25 protein-coding genes are annotated in these 24,732 nt (G+C 34.0%); 7 read left to right on the plus strand and 18 right to left on the minus strand.

Translation table 11 applies throughout. The features are described 5' to 3' along the window. Positions 1 to 17 precede the first annotated feature (17 nt). Positions 18 to 1,469, plus strand: a complete 1,452-nt coding sequence (locus DU428_RS03760) for a DUF5689 domain-containing protein (RefSeq protein ID WP_243633442.1) — start codon at positions 18 to 20, stop codon at positions 1,467 to 1,469. Positions 1,470 to 1,536: 67 nt separating this feature from the next. Continuing rightward, positions 1,537 to 1,914 carry a hypothetical protein gene (locus DU428_RS03765; RefSeq protein WP_113965828.1) on the plus strand — a complete coding sequence of 126 codons (378 nt, stop codon included), beginning with the start codon at positions 1,537 to 1,539 and terminating at the stop codon, positions 1,912 to 1,914. A gap of 20 nt (positions 1,915 to 1,934) precedes the next feature. On the opposite strand, the gene DU428_RS03770 is transcribed toward DU428_RS03765, so the two are convergent. Continuing rightward, positions 1,935 to 2,906 (minus strand): endonuclease/exonuclease/phosphatase family protein, encoded by a 972-nt coding sequence (locus DU428_RS03770; RefSeq protein WP_243633443.1) that lies wholly within the window; start codon positions 2,904 to 2,906, stop codon positions 1,935 to 1,937. Positions 2,907 to 3,028: 122 nt separating this feature from the next. Here DU428_RS03770 and hflX point away from each other — a divergent pair, with 122 nt between their 5' ends. Further along, complete coding sequence (hflX, locus tag DU428_RS03775; protein ID WP_113965829.1) at positions 3,029 to 4,246, plus strand: GTPase HflX; 1,218 nt, start codon at positions 3,029 to 3,031, stop codon at positions 4,244 to 4,246. Positions 4,247 to 4,376: 130 nt separating this feature from the next. Here hflX and DU428_RS03780 read toward each other — a convergent pair whose 3' ends face one another. From DU428_RS03780 to DU428_RS03840, 13 genes are all read right to left on the minus strand, one after another. Continuing rightward, complete coding sequence (locus DU428_RS03780) at positions 4,377 to 5,366, minus strand: DUF3078 domain-containing protein (protein WP_072347470.1); 990 nt, start codon at positions 5,364 to 5,366, stop codon at positions 4,377 to 4,379. Between the two features lie 96 nt (positions 5,367 to 5,462). After that, on the minus strand, positions 5,463 to 5,981 hold the full coding sequence (locus DU428_RS03785; protein WP_072347468.1) for a DUF2480 family protein: 519 nt from the start codon (positions 5,979 to 5,981) through the stop codon (positions 5,463 to 5,465). A 17-nt stretch (positions 5,982 to 5,998) separates the two neighbouring features. After that, positions 5,999 to 7,834, minus strand: a complete 1,836-nt coding sequence (locus DU428_RS03790; RefSeq protein ID WP_072347467.1) for an ABC transporter ATP-binding protein — start codon at positions 7,832 to 7,834, stop codon at positions 5,999 to 6,001. Positions 7,835 to 7,844: 10 nt separating this feature from the next. Further along, positions 7,845 to 8,168, minus strand: a complete 324-nt coding sequence (locus DU428_RS03795; RefSeq protein WP_113965830.1) for an iron-sulfur cluster assembly protein — start codon at positions 8,166 to 8,168, stop codon at positions 7,845 to 7,847. 20 nt (positions 8,169 to 8,188) lie between these two features. Further along, positions 8,189 to 8,611 (minus strand): SufE family protein, encoded by a 423-nt coding sequence (locus tag DU428_RS03800; protein WP_113965831.1) that lies wholly within the window; start codon positions 8,609 to 8,611, stop codon positions 8,189 to 8,191. A gap of 51 nt (positions 8,612 to 8,662) precedes the next feature. Then, positions 8,663 to 9,463, minus strand: a complete 801-nt coding sequence (locus tag DU428_RS03805) for an META domain-containing protein (protein ID WP_113965832.1) — start codon at positions 9,461 to 9,463, stop codon at positions 8,663 to 8,665. Between the two features lie 85 nt (positions 9,464 to 9,548). After that, positions 9,549 to 10,595 (minus strand): zinc metalloprotease, encoded by a 1,047-nt coding sequence (locus DU428_RS03810; RefSeq protein ID WP_072347459.1) that lies wholly within the window; start codon positions 10,593 to 10,595, stop codon positions 9,549 to 9,551. 170 nt (positions 10,596 to 10,765) lie between these two features. After that, positions 10,766 to 11,980 (minus strand): aminotransferase class V-fold PLP-dependent enzyme, encoded by a 1,215-nt coding sequence (locus tag DU428_RS03815; RefSeq protein ID WP_072347457.1) that lies wholly within the window; start codon positions 11,978 to 11,980, stop codon positions 10,766 to 10,768. 71 nt (positions 11,981 to 12,051) lie between these two features. Continuing rightward, the gene (sufD, locus tag DU428_RS03820; RefSeq protein ID WP_072347455.1) at positions 12,052 to 13,365 is read right to left on the minus strand and encodes a Fe-S cluster assembly protein SufD; all 1,314 of its coding nucleotides are present in this window, start codon (positions 13,363 to 13,365) and stop codon (positions 12,052 to 12,054) included. A gap of 87 nt (positions 13,366 to 13,452) precedes the next feature. After that, entirely contained in the window at positions 13,453 to 14,205 is a 753-nt protein-coding gene (sufC, locus tag DU428_RS03825) for a Fe-S cluster assembly ATPase SufC (protein ID WP_072347453.1), read from the minus strand. Between the two features lie 73 nt (positions 14,206 to 14,278). Beyond that, positions 14,279 to 14,692 (minus strand): hypothetical protein, encoded by a 414-nt coding sequence (locus DU428_RS03830; protein ID WP_072347451.1) that lies wholly within the window; start codon positions 14,690 to 14,692, stop codon positions 14,279 to 14,281. A 36-nt stretch (positions 14,693 to 14,728) separates the two neighbouring features. Next, positions 14,729 to 16,177, minus strand: coding sequence for a Fe-S cluster assembly protein SufB (sufB, locus tag DU428_RS03835; RefSeq protein ID WP_072347449.1), 1,449 nt, complete (start codon positions 16,175 to 16,177; stop codon positions 14,729 to 14,731). Positions 16,178 to 16,232: 55 nt separating this feature from the next. Beyond that, the gene (locus tag DU428_RS03840) at positions 16,233 to 16,562 is read right to left on the minus strand and encodes a HesB/IscA family protein (protein ID WP_072347447.1); all 330 of its coding nucleotides are present in this window, start codon (positions 16,560 to 16,562) and stop codon (positions 16,233 to 16,235) included. 272 nt (positions 16,563 to 16,834) lie between these two features. Between DU428_RS03840 and thiL the strand changes: the two genes are divergently transcribed. Further along, on the plus strand, positions 16,835 to 17,887 hold the full coding sequence (thiL, locus tag DU428_RS03845; RefSeq protein ID WP_072347445.1) for a thiamine-phosphate kinase: 1,053 nt from the start codon (positions 16,835 to 16,837) through the stop codon (positions 17,885 to 17,887). Here thiL and DU428_RS03850 read toward each other — a convergent pair. From DU428_RS03850 to DU428_RS03865, 4 genes are all read right to left on the minus strand, one after another. Further along, positions 17,878 to 18,135, minus strand: coding sequence for a hypothetical protein (locus DU428_RS03850; RefSeq protein WP_072347443.1), 258 nt, complete (start codon positions 18,133 to 18,135; stop codon positions 17,878 to 17,880). The two genes, thiL and DU428_RS03850, sit on opposite strands and share 10 nt — an antisense overlap. 64 nt (positions 18,136 to 18,199) lie before the next feature. Then, positions 18,200 to 18,973, minus strand: coding sequence for an alpha/beta fold hydrolase (locus DU428_RS03855; protein ID WP_113965833.1), 774 nt, complete (start codon positions 18,971 to 18,973; stop codon positions 18,200 to 18,202). Between the two features lie 81 nt (positions 18,974 to 19,054). After that, positions 19,055 to 20,347: an aminopeptidase P family protein gene (locus DU428_RS03860; RefSeq protein WP_113965834.1), complete on the minus strand. Its 1,293-nt coding sequence runs from the start codon at positions 20,345 to 20,347 to the stop codon at positions 19,055 to 19,057. A gap of 66 nt (positions 20,348 to 20,413) precedes the next feature. Then, positions 20,414 to 21,022, minus strand: a complete 609-nt coding sequence (locus tag DU428_RS03865) for a Crp/Fnr family transcriptional regulator (protein ID WP_243633444.1) — start codon at positions 21,020 to 21,022, stop codon at positions 20,414 to 20,416. A gap of 250 nt (positions 21,023 to 21,272) precedes the next feature. Here DU428_RS03865 and DU428_RS03870 point away from each other — a divergent pair, with 250 nt between their 5' ends. From DU428_RS03870 to DU428_RS03880, 3 genes are read left to right on the plus strand one after another with little or no spacing between them, the layout of a single operon-like run. Beyond that, positions 21,273 to 21,944, plus strand: coding sequence for a succinate dehydrogenase cytochrome b subunit (locus tag DU428_RS03870; protein ID WP_113965835.1), 672 nt, complete (start codon positions 21,273 to 21,275; stop codon positions 21,942 to 21,944). Between the two features lie 15 nt (positions 21,945 to 21,959). Further along, positions 21,960 to 23,972 carry a fumarate reductase/succinate dehydrogenase flavoprotein subunit gene (locus tag DU428_RS03875; RefSeq protein ID WP_072347434.1) on the plus strand — a complete coding sequence of 671 codons (2,013 nt, stop codon included), beginning with the start codon at positions 21,960 to 21,962 and terminating at the stop codon, positions 23,970 to 23,972. 8 nt (positions 23,973 to 23,980) lie between these two features. Beyond that, positions 23,981 to 24,727, plus strand: a complete 747-nt coding sequence (locus DU428_RS03880) for a succinate dehydrogenase/fumarate reductase iron-sulfur subunit (protein ID WP_072347432.1) — start codon at positions 23,981 to 23,983, stop codon at positions 24,725 to 24,727. Positions 24,728 to 24,732: the final 5 nt, after the last annotated feature.

Raw genomic sequence — 24,732 nt, forward strand, 5'->3', positions numbered from 1 at the left:
AATAAAACATCAGAATTATGAAATGCCAGCCATTCCAGAATTCACAAATTATAAATAACAAAGCCATGAATAGAACAAACAAATTTTTAACACTTATACTTGCCTTAGTAGCTTCGGTAGCTATTACTTCATGTGTGCAAGATGACGATTATACAGTTCCTACAAGTTTAGGAAATGAGGAAAACGAAGCACTAACTAAAATGTTAGCAAATTCTACAGAAGTAGATCTTGCTTATGTAAAAGAATTATATGTAGAAGATGGATCTAGTACTGTTCCTTTTTATGTAGAAAATGATATTTATGTAAAAGGATATGTTTCTTCAAGTGACAAATCTGGAAACTTCTTTAAAGAGTTTTATTTACAAGATGCACCTTCAGATCCAACAGGAGCTTTAAAAATAATCCTTGAGCAAGTTGATACTTACAACCAATACAATCAAGGTCGTGAAGTTTATATCAACTTAAAAGGACTTTATATTGGAGAAGAAAGAGTTGGAAACGGTATCATTACTATTGGAGGAGGAACCGAGTTTGACCAATATGGAGGAACCGTTACAAGGTTAAATACAAACCAAATTAGAACAAACTTATTACGTTCTGATGTAACAGAAGCAATAACACCTTTGTCCGTTAGTTTTTCTTCTATTACTAACGAACATGTAGGTGTTTTTGTACAAGTTGATGGAGTAGAGTTTGCAGATAACTTAGCAGGAGAGCGTTACTTTGACGCTGTACAAGTTTATGATACACAAAGAGCTATGCAAGCATGCGAAGGTTTTGATTATACTGAAATGGCTTTAGAAACCAGTTCTTTTGCTACATTTAAGGAACATTTATTACCAACAGGTAACGGTTCTATAAAAGCTATTGTAAACAAAACTTTTGATGGTAGTACAATTATTTTAGCCTTGAATGATGTTGCAGATGTGGATATGAACGGAACTAGGTGTTCTTTATTAGATATTAATGATTTTACGGTTACTTTTGAAGAAGACTTTGAAAACTTCAATGGGTTTACAGCAGAAGGTTGGACGAATGTAAATATCAGTGGTACTAGTACAGATTGGTTTGTAAGTGGTTTTAATAATAATGACTATGCTAGAATTTCTGCTTTTAACTCTAATAATTCTGAAGCTGATGTATGGTTAGTTACCCCTGCAATAAACTTATCTGCTAATTCAAGTAAAATATTAACTTTTGATTTAGAGATAGCTTACTCAACAGGTATTCATTTATCTGCTTATATATCAACAGATTTTACTGGTGATCCAACAACTGCTACTTGGGAGCCGTTAAATGCTCCAATACCTAATGGTCCATCTAGTGGATTTGGAGGATTACAACCAATTGGTACCATAGATGTTTCTTCTTACAGTGGGGATGTTTTTATAGGTTTCTTTTATGAAGGTTCAGATCCAACACAAACTACAAGATATCATATAGATAATCTTAAAGTTTTAAGTAATTAAAATAACTTTAAGCCTTAAACAAAACCACATCTTAAAGATGTGGTTTTTGTTTTTTAAACACAAAATTATGACACTTTTCGAGTCTTTATTCTTTAATGTATTTAAGCATTATAAAAATGCTAAAAACAAAAACGCCAATCAGATTGCTACAGTTTATATATCTGTGTTGCAAAGCTCTATTTTATTAGTTTTAGGGGTGTTTTTTGCTGGTTTTTCTAAGCAGATGCACTTGGATGCTATTTCGCAAGACAAGGCAATTATATTGTTTGTGTTAGCGACTATCTTTATATTCTTTAAAAATTGGATTCAGTATGCCGGACAGAAAAGAAAAGTTTTAAATGCAAAAATGCTTAGAAAGAAATCTGCCAACCACAGTTTGTTAATGCTTTGGCTATTACCAGTTGCATGTATTGTTCTTTCTGTAATAATTTATCAAGCTGTTTAAATACTGGTGCTGTAGATTCTCTATATATTATTTTTCAGTGTAATATACACCGGAAAATGGTCGCTGTAGCCATCTTTGTATTTCTTTCCAAGATAGGTTCTAAAGGGAGCGCCTTTAAATTTTCCACTAGATATTTTTAAAAAATCTGCATCAAAAATATCTGCTTTGTCAAACCGTAACGAGGTTTCTGTTTCATTTAATAGATTATTAGAAAAAAATATTTGATCGAACATAAACCACTGTCTTTTGTGTTTAGACGTTCCTCTTGAGTAGGTTCGTAAACTTTCCATTGGATTAAATAAATTGAATCCTTCTACTATACGTTTAATAGTATAACTCGACGGATTATCGTTAAAATCACCCATCACAATAATTATAGCTTCCGGATCATTTCTTTTTAAATTCGAAATAATTTCCGCTACTTTATTCGATCCGGCTATTCTTTTATGTTCTGTTTCTTTTTGACCTTCTCTTCTAGATGCCCAATGATTTACAATAAAATGCGTTTTAATGCCTTCTAATTCTCCGGAAACTAATAATAAATCTCTGGTATAATCTGGAAGCCCAGCATCGTTATAAAGTTCTAAAAAAAATATTTCAGAATGCTCTACCGTAAAAAGAGTTTTATCATAAAGCAGTGCCACGTCAATACCGCGTTCATCTTTTGATTCGTAATGCACAAATTTGTAATTGCACGCATCTAAATGTTTTGAAGCTATTAAGTCCTTTAGCACCTTAGCATTTTCAATTTCGGCTAAACCAACTATAGCAGGATGCTTTTCTGTTTCCTTTTTTCCAATATTCTCTATTACTTGTCCTATTTTTTTAAGTTTTTCGTTGTATCTTTTCCTCGTCCAGCGCTTATCGGTAGTAGGTAGCATATCATTATCATACTTCTTTTTATCATCATAAATATCAAACAGATTTTCTGTATTATAAAAAGCTATGGTATGCATATGTTCTTGATTTGTGTTATTAGATAAACCAATCATAATGGGGTTTTTAAAAGAAAAAGTATAAATGAAATTAGTGTAAAGTCACACTTTTGCGTTTCCCCAAAAATATAAAAATAAAACTGCTTACAATTGATTAACTTTGCACTATATATTGATTTATGATAGAAAAAAAAGACATAGGCTTAGAAAAAGCCGTAATTATAGGAGTAATAACTAGAGAACAAGATGAAGTACAGTCTAGAGAATATTTAGACGAGTTAGAATTTTTAACCTTTACAGCTGGTGGCGAAGTTTTAAAACGCTTTACCCAGAAGATGGATATGCCAAATCCTAAAACCTTTATCGGTTCTGGAAAGATGGAGGATGTTAGGCAATTTATAGAAGAAAATGAAGTAGGTACTGCCATTTTCGATGACGAGCTTTCAGCTGCTCAAGAGCGAAACATTAGTAAAATCTTAGGATGTAAGGTTTTAGATAGAACCAATTTAATCCTAGATATTTTTGCGCAAAGAGCACAAACAAGCTACGCAAGAACTCAAGTAGAGTTAGCACAATGCCAATATTTACTTCCTAGACTTAAAGGAATGTGGACGCATTTAGAGCGACAAAGAGGGGGAATTGGAATGCGTGGACCTGGGGAAACAGAAATTGAAACAGACAGACGTATAGTACGTGATAGAATAGCTCTTTTAAAAGATAAAATAAAGACCATAGACAAACAAATGTCTATTCAACGAGGTAATCGTGGTAAGATGGTTAGAGTCGCGCTTGTGGGCTATACAAACGTTGGGAAATCTACCTTAATGAATGTGATAAGTAAAAGTGAAGTGTTTGCAGAAGACAAGCTATTTGCAACTTTAGATACCACGGTTCGTAAAGTAGTTATTCGAAACTTACCTTTTCTGTTATCCGATACGGTAGGCTTTATCCGTAAACTACCAACACAATTGGTAGATAGTTTTAAAAGTACGCTTGATGAAGTTACCGAAGCAGATTTACTACTGCATGTTGTAGATATTTCGCATCCTAATTTTGAAGATCAGATCGAGTCTGTAAATAAAATTTTAGGAGAAATAGGAAGTTCTGATAAGCCAATTATCATGGTTTTTAACAAGATTGATAAGTACAAACCAGAGCCTTTTGATGAAACCGATTTAATTGCAGAAAGAAATGAATCTCATTATACCCTAAGTGAATGGAAGAAAACTTGGATGCATCGAGTAGGGAAGGATAATGCCCTTTTTGTTTCTGCCTTGAATAAGAAAAACTTAGAAGAATTTAAGAAACGTGTTTACGATGAAGTTCGTGAAATACATGTAACACGTTTTCCTTATAATCATTTCTTATATCCAGATTATACTGAAGAAGAGGAATAGTATTCCCTAAAACATTATATATTAAAAATCCCAAGGCTTCCTGTCTTGGGATTTTTGTTTAGTTTAGACCATAAAAAAAACGCACTTCTATAGAATTGCGTTTTTATATAAAATTATTCTTTGTTAATACTTAGAATGCATAGTTAAATCCTACACCAAAAGCTTCTCTAATTTGGAATCCGTTGCTGTTCGCATTGTCATCATAAATTGCTTGAAACACTAAGTTAGCAGAGATGTATTTGTTTACAGACATTGCAAGATTCATGGTGTAATCTATGTCCACGTTTTTAGGTTCTTCTAAATAGTTTGTGTAAAGAGCTAAGATGTTTTCCATAGCAATTCCTTTAGCTAAACCTAATTTGTAGTAAGCTCTTACAGCAGCTCCAAGTTCAAAACGAGTAGTTTCGTTAGCTTCTACGCCAAAGTATCCGCCATTAGCGTTAAATTCAGCTATCTCATTGATAGTAGGTGTAAACAGATTGTCTTCAACATCCGTGTATTCGCTGTGTACTACGATTAATTTAGCAGCAGCAGGAGAGATCATCACGTTTAGGTTATCCGATTTTCTCCAGAACATGCCAGGACCAGCCTGGAAGTAAGCAGGAGAGAAAAAGTGTGTGTTACCATCTGCACCTTTGTCTAATTGTGTTTTAGCATTAAAGTAAGCAGAGTAGAACCAGTTGTTACCAGCTTTTTTACCTCCAATAGAGTTGAATTCTATTTTGTCGTTAGACTTTGTGAAAGCTTCATCTCCTTTGTTTTTGTTAACACCATAGTCTACCATGAATTTGTTATCCCAAATATAATCTCCTCTTTTTAAGTTGAAGTTATAGTTGATTAATACATTACCGGCTATGTTACCGATTCCTCCACCAGTCCATTCATTATTGAATGCAGATTGGTTGAAAGTAATTAAGATGTTTCCACCTCTTCTCCATCCTGGTAAATTGTCAATTTGTGCTTGTAAAGCATTTGCTTCCGCTTGCGCAGCATTTGCTATAGCTTGTTTTTCTGCTTTTTTAGCTTTTAATTCCTCTTTAGATATTGTGTTTTCATCCGTTTGTGCGTTTACTGAAGTTACTCCAATAAATAATGCAGCTAATAATAAAAATCTTTTCATTGTATAGTGTTTTTATTTAACGGGGCAAAAATAGTTATAACAAGTATAAATAGTTGAAAGTCCCGTGGTATATTTATCTAAATATAGATGAATTGCTTATTTTGTAGATGAATTGTGTTTATAAAGCGGCACAGCGGAACAGGCTTCCCCAAACATAATGGATTTTGCAAGAGGTTTTAGCTTGTTTGTGATCATTAAATAAGCACTTGAAGGCACCGGTTTTTTGGAACAACCTTTAATAATTACTGGTTTGCCTTTGTAGGATGATACATCTAGGTTAGTAATAATTTCTTGGTAAAGGGATGCTTCTAAATCTTCTAAACTTCCAAAGACTGTTTTTTTCGCGAATGGCTCTAACTGAATGGCTAAAAGCATATAGGCCCAATCAGGAACAATAGCGTCTGTACTGCAATATAAAGCGACATAAGCATCTTTGTATTGTGACCAATCATGTTCTTTTACTTGTTGCCTGAAATCTTTTTCACGTAATACCAAGCCTTCCATAAGCCAATCTTTTATATCAAAATGGATTCGCCGTCCTGCAGGGTAAAAATCCTCAAGATCAAAAACTTCTAATTTACTATTCGCAACGCGATTAATAATTTCTTCCGCCATATTACAAATTTTTATATTTATTGATATCCTTCTGCTTGTAGTGTGAATAACTCTGCATATAAGGATTTGTTGTTCATTAATTCTTGGTGGGTTCCAAATTCTAAAACCCGACCTTCTTCTAAAACCAAAATTCTATCAGCTTGTCTTACGGTACTAAACCTATGCGAAATAATAACGCTTGTTTTAGACTGTGTTAAGCCAATAAAACGATCAAATACTTCGCTTTCTGCTTTTGCGTCAAGGGCAGAAGTTGGTTCATCTAGTATCATCACTTTGGCATCTTTCATATAAGCCCTTGCAAGTGCTACCTTTTGCCATTGTCCGCCAGAGAGTTCTTGTCCTTTAGCAAATCGCTTACCAAGTTGTTGGTTATAGCCATACTTCAGCTCTTTTACCACCTCGTCAGCTAAACTTAGTGCTGCTGCATTTTCTATTTTTTCTTGGTTTTCAATTTCATCAATGTCTCCAATAGCAATATTTTCTTTTACAGTAAATTCGTATTTAAAGAAGTCTTGAAATATTACGCCAAAAAACTCTTGATAAGCTGCTTTGTCGAATCGGTTGATATTTACTCCGTCTAGAAGAATTTCTCCAGAAGTTGGTTCGTAAAAACGAAGCAATAATTTTGTTAAAGTTGTTTTCCCTGCACCATTCTGACCAACAAAAGCTAGTTTTTCTCCTGCTTTCATTTTAAAGCTAATGCCTTTTAGTATTTCGGTATCTGATCCTGGATAGGAGAAGCGTACATTTTTAAATTCGAATCCTTCTTTTATTGTTGTCGGAAGCGGCATGTCTTCTTTGTGATTCGGTTCTATAGATATATCTAAGAAATCGAAATAATCTTTTAGGTAAAGGGCGCTTTCTGTAATTCGTGTGAATTTTGAAAAGAACTCCTGTAAGTTTTTAGTTAGTCTGTTGAATGAACCTGATAAGAAGGTAAGTTCTCCCAAAGTGATTGCTCCAGAAATTACTCTGTAAATAATAAAAACATAAGCTCCGTAATAACTTAAAGTACCTAAAACATTAAAGGTGAAGCCTAAGGCGGAACGTTTTACTGCTAGTTTTTTGTTTAGTTCATAGTATTCTTGTGCTAGATTCTTAAATCTGTCTACTACAAAATCTGTTAAACCGAAAAGCTTAATTTCTTTAGCTGTTTTGTCGTTAGCACCAATAAATCTTAGGTAATCTAATTCTCTACGTTCTGCTGTCCACCCTCTCGCTAAAGAGTATTGTTGTTGGCTAAACCAAATTTCGTTAATAAACGAAGGAATAATACTCAGTACTAAAAGAATGATAAGATAAGGTTCAAAATAAATTAAACCGGCAACTAGGGTAAGTATAGAAATCAAGCTCTGTACTTCTCCCAACGCATTAGACATAAGTCCGACACGACCCGTAGTCTGTGTTCTTGCGCGTTCTAATTTATCGTAAAACTCCGCATCTTCTAGAAGACTAATGTTTATTTGATTAGTCTTTTTTATAATCCTAACGGAAGAATCTATAGAATAAGCATCTCCTAATAAACCATCCGTTAGGGAGATGGCTCTACTAACCAAATCGGAAAGGATTATTAACCCAAATTCGATGGCTACATAGGTCCATAGTATGTTTAAGTCTGAGACCTCTGTTTTGGTTTGTAAAATTATTTCATCAATAATTATTTTCCCTATCCACAGAATGATTACAGGCAAAACAGCTCCAATTAGTCTACAGCATGCGGAGACTAAAAAGAGCTTTTTGTTGGTTTTCCAGATTTCTTTAAAGAATCTAGGTATAAAAATTAGCGCACTAAAAGATTTTTTTAAATCGGTTTTCTTCCCTTCTTTTAGTGATTTAAGCTTAGGTCTTGGCATTCTTATTTATTTAAAGCATACCAAGCTCTAATTTTGCTTCTTCGCTCATTAGTTCTTGTGACCAAGGCGGATCGAAAGTAATTTCTACTTCTGCGTCTCTTACTTCGTTAATAGATTTTACTTTTTCTTCTACCTCTAAAGGAAGTGTTTCTGCCACTGGGCAGTTTGGTGTTGTTAAAGTCATTAAGATTTTAACATCATAATCTTCATTTACAAATACGTCATATATTAAACCTAATTCGTAAATGTCTACAGGAATTTCTGGATCGTAAATGGTTTTTATAACTTTTACAATCTTTTCTCCTAATACTTCTGTATCTATAGTTTCGCTCATATTAATTTTTTTTATGACAACTAACTTAGTTGTGTTTGGTATGCGATTGCATACATTTTAAGTTGTTTAATCATACTTACTAGACCGTTTGCTCTTGTAGGAGACAAATGTTCTTTTAGTCCGATTTCATCAATAAAATCTGTGTCTGCTGCAATAATATCTTTTGGATGTTGCTTAGAGAAAACACGGATTAAAATAGCAATAATTCCTTTGGTGATTATTGCATCACTATCTGCAGTGAAAACCACTTTATCATCTTGCATCTCTGCATGCACCCATACTTTACTTTGGCAGCCTTTAATAATATTATCTTCCGTTTTGTATTGCTCTTGGATAAGCGGTAAAGATTTCCCTAAATCTATCATGTATTGATAGCGCTCCTCCCAGTCTTCAAACATTGAAAATTCTTCTATAATTTCGTTTTGTATCTCTTGAATAGTCACGTTATTTTGTTTTATGCAAAAATACAACTATCTACGGTTTTAACCATAGAATTATTGTAATTCAGCCATTTTTAAAATACTGTTTACAAATTTTGCAATCTTCTTATTCGGATTGCCATGATCAAAAGTTACCGTACGAAAAACATCCCCTTTTTTAGTGATTTTTAAAGTAGCTCCAGCTGCACCATCATATTGGTGTGCTTTTGTAGGAGCTTCTAAATTTTCTAATTCTTTTAGGGTTATTTCTGCTAATAATTTTTCAATAGAAGCTATTTCTTCATTTGTACATTTTCTTACTTGTGGTTCTGAGCTCCTGTCTTTTTGTACTAGAATTGTATTTCCTTTTATGGTTACACTTTGAAACAGGCCTCTGGAAATTGCTTTGTATTCGATTAAAAGATCTTCCTTTTGTGATATTTTTGAAGTAGTATTTTTCTTTCCGGTAAGTAAAATCCCATTTTCATTTTTTATGCTAAGCTCCATGTTTTCTAAAGAAAAGGAATCAGCCTCTTGTAATGCGTTCATTAAGTTTTGTTCTATTTCCATCGTGTCTTCACAATACATTCTGGTAGCTATAAAAGAGTCTAATTTGATTTTATTTCCTTCTATTGTGTAGTTTCCCGAAAAAGTATTGCAGCCAGCATAACCGGAAACCTTATTTGTAGTTTCATCAAAGATTAGGTGTATGTCTTCTGGTAATTCTTCCGTGTTTATTAGATTAGATATGATGTATTTCCCCGAAAGGGTTTCGGTTTTTTTTGCGTCTAGGTTTTCTTGCATGTTTGAAGCAGCTTTAGTGTTTCCACAGGAATTTAGTGCAATCACCGATAAAAGTATCGTAATTATTTTCATAGTTATTTGGTCTTGTATTTTACATAGAATATACAAAAAAGACGCCAAAGTTGACGTCTTTATATTTTAATAAATGTTTTTAGTATTAATTTAACATGCTTGCTCTTGCACCACCAGCTTCAAAGATTGCTCTCATTCTTGATTTCTGTCCTTTAGAGAACATATACATACAATCGTCATTCACGTAATCCATATAGTTCATCGTCATATCTGCTGAACGACAGTTAACTGTTGGGTAAGATGGGCATCCGTAGTTTGCAGCATCTGATTTTGGCGTATCTGAAACAAAGTCATCTCTGTTACATCTACCATCACCCCAGATGTGACGTAAGTTTAAATAGTGACCTACCTCATGTGTTAATGTTCTTCCTTTGTTATAAGGTGCAGCAGATCCTCCTGGTAAGCTAGAGTATAAAACTACCACTCCGTCTGTTTGCGAAGGTCCTCCTGGAAATTGTGCGTATCCTAAAATACCACCACTTATATTACAAACCCAAATATTTAGATGTGTAGATGGAGATACTGGCGGATAAGCAGCTTTTACAGCATCATTTGTACTCCATGCAGAAGTAGCATTAAAGTGTCTGTAGGTATTAGCTAGGGTGAAGTTGATTTCTGTATCTGCAACTAAACCTGCAAACTCACTAGGAACTTGATTTGCGTCTGTATTATTTGCTCTAAAATCTTTATTTAAAACTGCAATTTGCGAGTTAATTTGGCTATCGCTTACATTTTGTTCAGCGTTGCTATACACAACATGTACATTCACTGGAATGTTAATTACTCCTAAATCATCTGGAGTAGGCTCTGTTCCTCCATCACCACCACCTCCTTTTGGCGGTTTTCCTTTTTGAGCTATAGATTTTCTAGTTTGATATTCTATATCATACATCTTTTCTTCTAAACTTGGATTTTCATTTAACATCCTGTTTAGGTTTACCATCGTGTAGCAGGTTTTTAAACCATTGTTTGCAGCAACTTTATTTGCTTCTTCCATATCACCATTTGTGTACACATAAAAATCACTCATGTCTACTTCTGCTTGATCTACAGGATCGATAGTGTTTTGGTCTTCGTTACATGATGTAAACAGCATTGCTAGGGCGGCAAAGCTTAAAACTAGTTTCTTCATAATTTATGGTTTTGGTTAAGATGTTTGCTAAAGTATAAAAATTATGCACATAAGGTGAGAATGTGTTAACTTTTTTTAGCTAAAATTACATTTAATGTATTTTAGGGTTCGGTTTAAAACAAAAAAAACACCTCGGAAGGTGTTTTATTGATTATGTCTTAAAGTTTTAATTAAGATAGCATTCTTTGTGCTTTCTTAACTCCTTCTACTAAGGCATCTATTTCTTGTTTTGTATTATAAAAGGCAAAGGACGCTCTAATAGTACCAGGGATTTTAAAGTAATCCATGATTGGTTGCGCGCAATGGTGGCCAGTTCTTACTGCAATACCCATTTTATCTAAAATGGTTCCTACGTCATAAGGGTGAATGCCCTCCAGATTAAAGGATACTACTGAAGTTTTATTTTTTGCTGTACCATAAATTTTTAAACCTTCAATTTCTAAAAGTTTTTTGGTAGCGTATTCTAAAAGTTCGTGTTCGTAGTTTGCAATAGTTTCAAAACCTATGGTATTCATGTAGTCTATCGCGGCTCCAAAGGCAATTCCTCCACAAATATTAGGAGTTCCAGCTTCAAATTTATGCGGTAAACCTGCATAGGTTGTTTTTTCAAAAGAAACCTCTGCAATCATTTCGCCTCCTCCTTGGTAAGGTGGAAGTTTGTTTAGCCATTCTTCTTTTCCATAAAGCATTCCAACTCCTGTTGGTCCACACATTTTATGAGCAGAAGCTACATAAAAATCTACATCTAAAGCCTGAACATCTGGTTTGATGTGCGGGCAAGATTGTGCACCATCAATTAAAACGGCAGCACCATGTTTATGTGCTTTGTCTATGATTTCCTTGATAGGATTAATGGTTCCTAAAGCGTTTGAAATATGATTTACAAAAACGAGTTTTGTGTTTTCGTTAAGAAGTTTATCATATTCCTCCATAAGTAATTCCCCGTTTTGGTTCATTGGAATTACTTTTAATACAGCTCCTGTTTTTTCGCAAAGCATTTGCCAAGGAACAATATTACTGTGATGTTCTAATGCAGAAACTATGATTTCGTCCCCTTTTTCTAAAAGGGATGCAAAACCATTTGCAACTAAGTTAATACTGTTTGTTGTACCAGCAGTATAAATAATTTCGTGTGCATGTTTTGCATTAAAATGCTTTTGAATAGTATGTCTAGCAGCTTCGTATTTATCTGTAGCTTCTTGACTTAAAGTATGTACGCCACGATGAATATTTGCATTGAAATTTGAATAATAATCTACAATAACATCAATTACCTGTTTTGGTGTTTGTGATGTTGCAGCATTATCAAAATACACTAAAGGCTTGCCATTTACTTCACGAGAAAGTATTGGGAAATCTTTTCTAATTTTATCTGTGTCGAACATATTTATTATTATATCCTAAGTAATCCTTACGATGATTTTGTTGTATTGTTAGTTGCTTTTCTTCCTAATAATTAAAGATCAAAACCAATATTTACTCCTAATTTCGTTGCAATTAACTTATTAATACGTTTTTTGATTTCTGTAATTTTTACAGATTCTAATACATTATTAGCAAAGGCATACATTAATAAAGCTTTTGCTTCTTTTTCTGGAATACCTCTAGAACGCAAGTAGAACATTGCACTCTCGTCTAATTGACCAATTGTACAACCGTGAGAACATTTTACATCGTCTGCAAAAATTTCTAACTGAGGTTTTGTATTGATAGTTGCTTTATCATCTAATAGGATATTGTTATTAGCTTGAAAAGCATTAGTTTTCTGTGCTTCTTTATTAACAACTACTTTACCATTAAAAACACCTGTTGAATTACCGCCATAAATACCTTTATAGTCTTGGTGGCTTTCGCAGTTAGGTTCGATATGGTGTACTAAGGTGCTGTGGTCTACATGTTGTTTGTCTCCTATAATAGTTATTCCGTTCATTGTAGAATCTATACGTTCACCATTTTGGTAAAAGTTTAGATTGTTACGTGTTAACTTTCCACCGAATGAAAAAGTATGTACAGAAACATGACTTTCTTTCTTTTGGTTGATAAAGGTGTTATCTATTAGGGAAGCATTTTGATTATCGTTTTGAATCTTGTAATAATCAACTATAGCGCGTTTATTTCCAAAAATCTCCGTTACACTATTTGTTAAAACAGGGTTGTCTGTTAAACTTTGGTGACGTTCTATAATTTGAACATGAGAATTTTCGTCTACAACAATTAAGTTTCTTGGTTGTTGCATTAAAGCAGCTTCACTTCCTGTTGAGAAATTTATAATTTGAATTGGTTTGTTTACCAATTTGTTTTTTGGAATATGAATATAAGCTCCTTCTTGTGCAAAGGCAGTGTTTAGTGAAGTAACACTATCTTTTCCAGCTACTTTATTGAAATAGTTTTCAATTACTAAACGGTATTTAGGTTTGTTTAAAGCCGAAGACATTAAGCAAACGTCTATTCCGTCATGCGTAGTTTGAGATAAGTGTGAAGCAAATTTCCCATCAATAAACACTAAATTATACGTGTCTATTTCATGAATAAAGTACTTTTTAACATCGTTATAATCTATTTGGTTTTCTTGTTTCGGGAAAACACTATAGTCGTGTTTTAAAATACTATTTAATGAGGTATACTTCCAAGCTTCATTCTTTTTAGAAGGGAATCCTTCTGTTTCAAATGTTTTTATAGCTTCACTTCTAATACCGTGTACAAATGTATCTACATCTACACGATCTTCGAAAGCTAAAAATGAGGAAACTAATTTTTCTTTTAAATCCATGTTGTTGTCATTCCTGCTAAAGCAGAAATATTTTTAATTTAACTGTTTTTCTAATTTTGTAGAACTCTGCCTTTTTAGGCGTAACAGTTAAGCGTTTACTTCTTCTTTAATCCAATCATAACCTTTTTCTTCTAGCTCATGTGCTAGAGAAGCATCACCAGTTTTTACAATTCTACCGTTATAAAGTACGTGTACATAGTCCGGTACAATATGGTCTAATAAACGTTGGTAGTGTGTAATTACAATTACAGCATTGTCTTTGCTTTTAAGTTTGTTAACACCGTTTGCAACAATACGTAATGCATCGATATCTAAACCAGAGTCTGTTTCATCTAGAATCGCAAGTTTTGGATCTAACATTGCCATTTGGAAAATCTCATTACGTTTCTTTTCTCCTCCAGAGAAACCTTCGTTTAAAGAACGAGATAAGAATTTTCTGTCCATTTCTAGCAATTCAGCTTTTTCTCTAATAAGCTTTAGCATTTCGTTAGCAGGCATATCTTCTAAACCTTTAGCTTTACGATTCGCGTTAATTGCTGTTTTGATAAAGTTTGTTACAGAAACTCCAGGAATTTCTACTGGGTATTGAAAAGATAAAAACACTCCTTTGTGTGCTCTTTCTTCAGCTGCAAGCTCATCAATATCTTCCTCGTGTAATAGGATGTTTCCTTCTGTTACTTCGTACTCTTCTTTTCCAGCAATAACAGAAGCTAAAGTACTTTTACCAGAACCGTTTGGTCCCATGATTGCGTGTACTTCTCCTGCTTTTACTTCTAAGTTTATTCCTTTTAAAATAGACTTTCCTTCTACACTAGCGTGTAAGTTGTTAATTTTTAACATATTTTATATTTCAATGTTTAAAACTCAAGATTTAAAACGCTGTTATGTACAACAGCTGTTTTATGGATTGAATTTATTTCTTGCTTCCTAATTTTACTACTTCTACTTGTTTCTCTACAGCTGAAACTTTCAGTATATCTTTTATTTCTACTCGGTTTTCCCAACCTTCTTCGCCTTCCGGTTTTGTTTGCACTTTTCCTCTAACTTCTACCATTACGAAATCTGTAGCTTCTTTTTTAAATGGTTCTGCTTGTTTATTTAATTCGTCAAGCTTTTCGTTTAAAATCACCCCATAAATTTGATTAGGTGTTTGTAAAACCGCTGCATCTGAATAATAAACAAACTCTCCTCTTAGAAGTGTTAGTCCGTCATTTTGATTAGCAGTTTTAGCTTCTGTAGTTTCAACAGTTTCTTCGGTTGATTTAGCTTCTTGTTTACAACTTGCAAAGCTTAAAGCTAAAATGCATACGATTATAAATTTTTTCATAGGTGCTTAGTAATTCAATAAAACCTTCTGGCTTGTTTATCCTACACTTCCTTCTAAAGAAATTTCTAAAAGTTTTTGTGCTTCAACAGCAAACTCCATAGGAAGTTTATTTAATACATCTTTACTAAATCCGTTTACGATAAGTGCAATTGCTTTTTCTGTATCTATACCACGTTGGTTACAGTAGAAAATTTGGTCTTCACCAATTTTACTTGTTGTAGCCTCATGCTCGATCATTGCAGATTTATTTTTAGCTTCGATATATGGGAAGGTGTGTGCGCCACATTCATTACCCATTAATAAACTATCACATTGCGAGAAGTTACGTGCGTTCTCTGCTCTAGAGTTTATTTGTACTAAACCACGATACGAGTTTTGTGATTTTCCTGCAGAAATACCTTTAGATATAATAGTTGATTTGGTGTTTTTTCCAAGGTGAATCATCTTGGTCCCTGTGTCTGCTTGCTGGTGATTGTTTGTTACAGCAATAGAATAGAATTCTCCTACCGAATTATCTCCTTTTAAAATACAAGAAGGGTATTTCCAAGTTACTGCAGATCCTGTTTCTACTTGTGTCCATGATATTTTTGCGTTTTTCTCGCATAATCCACGTTTTGTTACAAAGTTGTAAACACCACCTTTTCCTTCGGCATTTCCTGGGAACCAGTTTTGTACTGTTGAGTATTTAATTTCTGCATCGTCTAAGGCAATTAATTCTACTACAGCAGCGTGTAATTGGTTTTCGTCTCTACTTGGTGCCGTACAGCCTTCTAGGTATGACACATAACTTCCTTCGTCTGCAATTACCAATGTTCTTTCAAACTGTCCTGTTCCTGCCTGGTTAATTCTGAAGTACGTGGAAAGTTCCATTGGGCAACGAACGCCTTTTGGAATATAACAGAAAGAACCATCGCTAAATACTGCAGAGTTTAAAGCAGCATAGAAGTTGTCTTTTTGCGGAACGATGGTTCCTAGATATTTTTTTACAAGCTCTGGGTGCTCTTGAATAGCTTCCGAGATACTCATGAAAATAATTCCTTTTTCAGAAAGGGTTTTCTTAAAAGTAGTTGCTACAGAAACAGAATCTACAACAACATCCATTGCTACGTTAGCTAATTTCTTTTGTTCGTCTATAGAAATTCCAAGTTTTTCAAAAGTAGCTAATAGTTCTGGATCTACTTCGTCTAGGCTATCGTACTTAGGTTTGCTGTTAGGAGCAGAGTAGTAAGATATTGCCTGAAAATCAGGCTTCGTATATTTTACATTAGCCCATTCTGGCTCTTCCATTTCTTTCCAAATTCTGAAAGCTTCTAGTCTCCAGTCTGTCATCCATTGTGGTTCGTTTTTCTTTTTAGAAATAGCACGAACAACATCTTCATTTAGTCCAATAGGAAAAGTGTCAGACTCAATATCTGTATAAAAACCATATTCGTATTCTTTGGTTTTTAGTTCTTCTCTTAAATCGTCTTCTGTATATTTAGTCATAATATTTTTTGTAAAATTTCATACATCTTCCGTTCCGGAAGATTAGGCTGGTTTCTTATAAGGAGAAACTTTCACCACAACCACAGGTTCTGTTGGCATTCGGGTTGTTAAAAACGAAACCAGTTCCGTTTAAACCACCAGAATACTCTAGAGTTGTTCCTATTAGGTATAAAAAGCTTTTTTTGTCCACAACAATTTTCACACCGTTGTCTTCAAAAACTTTGTCTTCTTCTAGTTGTTCCTTATCAAATTTTAAATTGTAGGATAAACCAGAGCAACCTCCGCTTACTACACCAACACGAACAAAATCTGTTGTTGCGTCATAGCCATCTTCAGTCATAAGTTCTATGACTTTCTTTTTAGCTGTTTCAGATACTTTTATCATATTCTTAATTAGATTATCTCTAAATAGAGTGCAAATATACAATATAAGTCACGGATTACCATATATACTAACATTATATTAGCATATGTTATAATAGGAATAATTTATAAACGATAGAAAGTCGTTATGTTAATAAATTTAAGGGCTGAAAGAAATTTTAGCTTAGTATTTTGTGTGTAAATTTTTTCTTTTGAAATCCATGATTCACAAGAGAATGTTATATTTTTTTGAAATGTGATAGGCATTAAAAATAAGCTTCTTATTTTTGCAATATGATAGAAGATAAAAACCAACAACGTACCTCATTAAGTGATTTTGGTGAATTTAAACTAATTGATCACTTAACCTCTCATTTTGATATTTCGCATACATCTACTGTTAAAGGAATTGGAGATGATGCTGCGGTATTAGACTTTAAGGATAAACAAATTGTAGTTACAACAGATTTTCTTGTTGAAGGTGTGCATTTTGATTTAAGCTATATGCCTTTAAAGCACTTAGGTTATAAGGCTGTTATTGTAAACTTATCTGATGTTTTTGCTATGAATGCAAATGCAACACAAATTACTGTTTCTGTTGCTGTTTCGAATAGGTTTTCATTAGAAGCTTTAGAAGAATTATACGCGGGAATTGAAACAGCTGCTAAGATTTACAATATTGATGTTGTAGGAGGGGATACTACTTCTTCCACTTCAGGTTTATTGATTTCTGTTACAGCTATAGGAGAAGTTGAAAAAGAAGATGTGGTTTATAGAAATGGTGCTAAACCAAATGATTTACTAGTTGTTACAGGAGATCTTGGAGGAGCCTATATGGGTTTACAGGTTTTAGAGCGTGAAAAACAAGTGTTTTTGGTAAATCCGAATAGCCAGCCAGATATGGAGCCTTATGCTTATATCATGGAAAGACAATTGAAGCCGGAAGCAAGAAAAGATATTGTGAAGCTTTTTAAAGATTTAGATGTAAAACCTACTTCTATGATTGATGTTAGTGATGGTTTATCTTCTGAAATCATTCACTTATGTAAGCAAAGTAATGTTGGTTGTGACTTGTATGAAAATAAGATTCCTTTAGATCCAACGGTAATTACTGCTTGTGAAGAATTTAATATAGACAGTACCACTGTAGCTTTAAATGGTGGCGAGGACTATGAGTTACTATTTACTATTTCTCAGGAGGACTATAATAAGATAAAAGCAAATCCGAATTTTTCTGTAATTGGATATATGACAGAACCTCATGTAGGAATGCATTTGGTAACCAGAGCGGAAACGAAAATTCCTTTAAAAGCGCAAGGCTGGAATGCGTTAAACAATCAGGAGTAGGGTCTTCCTTCTTTTAATTGTTTTGTTTTTTTCTTGTGAACTCGCTCTAAAATGTAGTTTATTTCTTTGCGTTTTGGAGTGAGCTGAATAAGGTTACCGTTGCTGTTTGTAGTCACTTGTTTTTTGCAATGGCTACACTTGTATTCCTTTACATAATATGTCACCTTTTTTGTAATCTCAAATTTATGTCCAAGTATGCTGCAAACTAAACTTGGAAGTAATTTAGGGTTTTTTGTTAAAGTTTTCATAGTTAGGTAGTTTAGGGGATTTAAATGTAAATAATAATTCCACGCTAACGATTAAAGGCTTGATTTATTCGATGAAATGTAATATTTCTTGTAAGAATTCTTCTTTGTTTTCTATATGACTCATATGGCCTTCCGATAAAATTCTTGTTTTTATATCTGTGTTATTCGTTTCATTTATTAGTTTTTCGCTATTTAAAATCGTGTCTTTTTCCCCGATAATTAATAGTTTTTTGCATGTTAAAGCATGAAATAATTCTTTCTTGTCTTCTCGTAATAACATCCCTTCTTGGCAAGCAACATATCCTTGGGCAGAGGTTTTTAAAGCTTCTTGTAGTGCTTCATCTATTTCTGCTTTATATTTTTTTCTGCTTGTTTCGCTAAATAAATTCGCAAAAGACATTCTTACAATATTTTCAAAATTTGTTTGAACCATCTTGTTTGCTCGTATACGAAGTGCTTTTCGTTCATCGTCATCTGCTTCGTAAGTAGAGTTCATTAAACATAAACCTTTTAATGCATCTGCAAAATTTTCAGCAAAAGCTAGGGCTACATATCCACCCATAGAATGACCAATCATATAGTATTTGCGTAAACGTAGATGTTTTAAAACTGCTTTTACGGCATCTGCCATTTCTTGCATGCTGTGCACGTAGCCTAGGCAATCTGTTTTACCATGACCCAAAAGGTCTATGCAGATTACTCTGTGTTTTTTAGTGAGAGCTGGTTTAAAAGCATTCCACATGGTGCTATTTTCAAGAAAGCCATGTAGGAATACTATTGCTGTTCCTTGACCTTCGTCGGTATAATGAATATTAATGCCTTTGTGTTGTAAAGTCATTTTGAAAATCTATTTAGAATCTAAGGAAATATTAAAAAAGTGAACCCTAAGGTTCACTTTTTTAATATGTGTTTTGCTATGTTAAGCATTCATGATTTCTTCAATTTCTTCCGCTTCAATAGGAATGTTTCTCATTAAGTTGAATGGTTCCCCGTTTTCTTGAATTACAAGATCATCCTCTAATCTGATTCCGAAACCTTCTTCAGGAATGTAAATTGCAGGCTCAACAGTAAATACCATGTTTGCTTGCATTGGCTCTGTTAATATTCCGTAATCATGCGTATCTAGACCGATATGGTGAGATGTACCGTGCATGAAGTATTTTTTGTATGCTGGCCAATCTGGATTCTCGTTTTGAACATCTGCTTTGTCTAATAAGCCTAATCCTAATAATTCGCTAGTCATTAATTTCCCAACCTCTACGTGGTATTCTCCCCATAGTGTTCCAGGAACTAATAATTTTGAAGCATCGTTTTTTACTCTGTTTACAGCGTCATAAACTTCGCGTTGTCTTTTTGTGAATTTTCCAGAAACAGGAATAGTTCTACTCATATCGCTTGCGTAGTTTGCATATTCTGCTCCAACATCTAAAAGAATTAAATCTCCCGCTTTACACTCTTGGTTGTTTTCTACATAATGTAAAACATTAGCATTATTTCCAGAAGCAATAATTGGCGTGTAAGCAAATCCTTTGGAACGGTTGTTTAGGAATTCGTGCATGAATTCTGCTTCGATATTGTACTCCCAAACTCCAGGTTTTACAAAGTTTAAAATTCTGCGGAAACCTTTTTCTGTAATATTACATGCTTGTTGCATTAAGTCTAATTCTAAAGGGTCTTTTACAGAACGTAACCTTTGTAAAATCGGGTTGCTTTTTGCTACGCTATGCGCAGGGTATCTGTCTTTTAGCCATTTAGTGAAACGATCTTCTCTAGTTTCTGTTTCCACATTAGCTCTATAGTGTTCGTTTGTGTTTATATAAACAGTGTCGCATTGCGTCATCATTTCAAACATGATTTTTTCCATGTCTTTTAACCAATACACTGTTTTTATTCCGCTTGTGTTAAAAGCAGCTTCTTTAGTAAGTTTTTCCCCTTCCCAAATGGCAATATGTTCGTTGGTTTCTTTTAAGAAAAGCAACTCTCTATGCTTAGGGTTAGGGCAGTCTGGAAAAAGAACTAAAATACTTTCTTCTTGATCTACACCACTTAAATAAAAGATATCTCTATGTTGTGCAAAAGGCATGGTGCTATCTCCACTAATAGGGTAAATATCATTAGAATTAAATACAGCCAAACTGTTAGGTTTCATTTGGGCTGCAAAGTTTTTTCTGTTTTGTATAAAAAGGGATTTGTCTATTGGGTGATATTTCATTTGTGTAAAATTATATGTTCACCCAAAAGTAATTAAAGAAAAGCTGATTGTATAAGCCAAATGGCACTAATTTATGTTTTTTCGAATTCTACTCATATGTCTAGAGGAGATGCCTAAAAAGGAAGCGAGGTAGTGTAGCGGCACTTCCTGTAGTAGTTCTGGGTCGTTGGCAAGTAGCTTTTTGTAGCGTTCTTCGGCTGATAGTGTTAGTAGGTTTATGCGGTAATCGTCAATCAGGTGTATTTGATTTTCAATTAGATTATAGTAGAATTTAGTAAAAGCAGGGTTGTTTTCTAATAAATGCTTAAAAGCCTTTTGATCTATAGCCCAAAGTTTGCAATCGCTTAAAGCTTTGATGTTTTTCCTAGCAGGGATATTTTGAGTGAAGCTTTTTAGTGCTGAAGTAGAAGTGTTTTTCAGGCCTAAATAAGTGGTTTTCTCTTCCCCAAATACCATAATGGAATGTTGTAAGATCCCACTTTCTATAAAACAGAAATATTTACACACTTTGCCTTCTTCTACAAGAAAGTCGTTTTTGTGCAAAGTTAATTTGTGAAACGAATCTAAAATAGGTGAGACTAAATGATTTAGTGATTCATCGTTTATGGTTTTTTTAAGATAGGTTTCAATATGTATTTTGCTTTCTGTCATCAAGAAATGATATCTGTACTTCAAAGTAAAGCGTTTCTCTTTAAGGAAACAAACAAGAGGTTTAATTTTAAGTTCCTTTTAATATTTTAATAACAATAAAATTTGTTCTAGCTAATTTTTAAGCTAATTACTGTTTTATAGAAAATAAAAAGCCTACCGATTTAAAGGTTTATTAATTAAATCGATTCTAAATAAATTTTAAAAAAGGTGTAAAACTTGCTTCACTTAAAGAGGTGTATTACATTTGTCTAACAAACATTCAACCACAATTATAATGAGCGGAATATTAAATTCTTCCATAGGAAGAAAGTTTGCCATGGCATTATCGGCACTCTTCCTTATGATTTTTATTTTACAACACTTTGTAATTAATTTACTATCAGTGTTTAGTCCAGATGCATTTAATGAAGTATCTCACTTCATGGGAACCTTTTGGGCAGTACAATACTTAATGCAGCCAATTTTAATTTTTGGTGTAATTTTCCATTTTGTAATGGGATTCATCTTAGAAATTAAAAACAAAAAAGCACGTAATATTGCTTATGTGAAAAACAACGGAGCTGCAAATTCTACTTGGATGAGTAGAAACATGATTTGGAGTGGAGGTTTTATCCTTGCATTCTTAATTCTTCACTTTATCGATTTCTGGTTTCCAGAAATGAACACAAAGTATGTTCTTGGAGATATGTCTGGTATGCACAATGGTGAGTACAGATATTTCCATGAGTTACAAGAAAAGTTTGTTCCTTTATGGAGAGTAGCTTTTTACTGTGTAGGTTTTGTGTTTTTAGCACTTCACTTATTACATGGTTTTGGATCTGCATTCCAATCTGTTGGAGCAAATAATAAATACACAAAAGGATTAAAAGGATTCGGAAAAGCTTTTGCGATTATTATTCCATTAGGATTCATTTTTATTGCATTATTTCATCATTTTAATCACTAAAAAACTCGTCTAAATATGGCTTTAGATTCTAAAATACCAAAAGGTCCAATTGCAGACAAATGGACTAATTATAAAAACAAGATTAACTTAGTAAATCCTGCAAACAAACGTAATATTGATGTTATCGTTGTTGGAACAGGATTGGCAGGAGGTTCTGCTGCTGCAACTTTAGCAGAACTAGGTTATAACGTAAAAGCTTTTTGCTTCCAAGATTCTCCAAGACGTGCACACTCTATTGCAGCACAAGGGGGAATTAACGCAGCAAAAAACTACCAAGGAGATGGGGATTCTACTTACCGTTTATTTTACGATACAGTAAAAGGTGGAGATTACCGTTCTCGTGAAGCTAACGTTTATCGATTAGCTGAGGTATCTGCAAATATTATCGACCAGTGTGTGGCTCAAGGGGTTCCTTTTGCTCGTGAATATGGTGGATTATTAGATAACCGTTCGTTTGGTGGAGTATTAGTATCACGTACTTTTTACGCTGCTGGACAAACAGGACAACAATTATTATTAGGAGCTTATTCTGCTATGAACCGTCAAATTGGTCGTGGTAAGATTAAAATGTACAACCGTCACGAAATGTTAGACGTGGTGATTGTAGATGGAAAAGCTCGTGGAATTATAACACGTAACTTAATTACTGGAGAAATTGAAAGACATTCAGCGCATGCTGTTGTTCTTGGAACTGGTGGTTATGGTAACGTATTCTTCTTATCAACTAACGCGATGGGAAGTAACGTAACAGCGGCTTGGAAAGCTCACAAACGTGGGTCTTATTTTGCAAACCCTTGTTTTACACAAATTCACCCAACATGTATTCCTGTTTCTGGAGATCATCAGTCTAAACTTACTTTAATGTCTGAGTCTTTAAGAAATGACGGACGTATTTGGGTTCCAAAAAATATTGAAGACGTAAAAGCAATTCGTGAAGGTCGTTTAAAACCAACTGAAATTGCTGAAGAAAATAGAGATTACTACCTAGAGCGTCGTTACCCTGCATTTGGTAACTTAGTACCTCGTGACGTTGCCTCTCGTGCTGCTAAAGAGCGTTGTGATGCTGGTTACGGTGTGAATGCTACAGGAGAAGCTGTTTACTTAGATTTCGCATCTGCTATTGAGCGTTACGGAAAAGAGCAAGCGACAGTTAGACACTTAGATGTTAACGATAAAGCGCTTGTTAAAAAATTAGGTCAGGAAGTTGTAAAGAACAAATACGGAAACTTATTCCAAATGTATGAGAAGATCGTAGATCAAGATCCTTACAACACACCTATGATGATTTATCCTGCGGTTCACTATACTATGGGTGGTCTTTGGGTAGATTATAACTTAATGACAACTGTTCCAGGATTATACGCTATTGGAGAAGCAAACTTCTCTGATCACGGAGCAAACAGGCTTGGTGCTTCTGCTTTAATGCAAGGATTAGCGGATGGGTATTTTGTATTACCATATACTATTGGTGATTACTTATCAGATGATATTCGTACAGGACCTATTTCTACAGATTCAAAAGAATTTGAAGAAGCAGAGAAAAACGTTAGAGATTTACTTAACCGTTTATTAAATAATAAGGGTAAACATTCTGTTGATTATTTCCATAAGAAATTAGGAAAAATCATGTGGAATAAAGTTGGAATGGCACGTAACGTAAAAGGTTTAACGGAAGCTATTCAAGAAATTAAAGCACTTCGTGCAGAATTCTGGAAAGAAGTTATGGTTCCAGGAACTAACGAAGAGTTTAATGAGGAATTAGCAAAAGCAACTCGTGTAGCAGATTACTTAGAATTAGGTGAATTGTTTGCAAAAGATGCTTTACACAGAGAAGAGTCTTGCGGAGGTCACTTTAGAGAAGACGCTGTGGAAGAAAGCGGTGAGCAAAAAGGTGAAGCGAAACGTGACGATGAAAACTTTGCTTACGTAGCAGCTTGGGAATATAAGGGAGAACCAAGCGATGCTGTTTTACATAAAGAGCAATTAGAATTTAAAGATATTGAGTTAAAACAAAGAAGTTATAAATAAGGAAAACTATGAATTTAACACTAAAAATTTGGCGTCAGAAAAACGCAAGTGATAAAGGAAAAATGGTTGACTATAAAGTCAATGATATTTCACCAGATATGTCTTTCCTTGAAATGCTTGACGTTTTAAACGAACAACTAGTTTATAAAGGAGAATCTCCAGTAGCATTCGATCACGATTGTCGTGAAGGAATCTGTGGAATGTGTTCTTTATATATTAACGGAGAAGCTCATGGACCAGACCGTGGCGTAACAACTTGTCAGTTACATATGCGTATGTTTAAAGATGGCGATACGATTACTATCGAGCCATTTAGAGCAACTGCATTCCCAGTAATAAAAGATTTAGTTGTAGATAGAACTGCTTTTGATAGAATTCAACACGCGGGAGGGTTTGTTTCTGTAAACACTTCCGGAAACACTATAGATGCAAACGCAATTCCAGTAAACAAACACGATGCAGATGACGCTTTTAGCGCAGCAACATGTATTGGTTGTGGAGCTTGTGTTGCAACTTGTAAAAACTCTAGTGCTATGTTATTTGTTGGAGCAAAAGTTTCTCAATATGCCTTATTGCCACAAGGTAAAGTTGAAGCTACTGACCGTGTATTAAACATGGTAAAACAAATGGACGAAGAAGGTTTTGGTAACTGTACAAATACAGGAGCATGTGAGGTAGAATGTCCTAAAGGAATTTCTTTAGAAAACATCGCTCGTATGAATACAGAATACTTAAAAGCTTCTTTAAAAGGATAATTTTT

The sequence above is a fragment of the Oceanihabitans sediminis genome (assembly GCF_003337215.1).
In the GTDB taxonomy this organism is placed as follows: Bacteria; Bacteroidota; Bacteroidia; order Flavobacteriales; family Flavobacteriaceae; genus Oceanihabitans; species Oceanihabitans sediminis.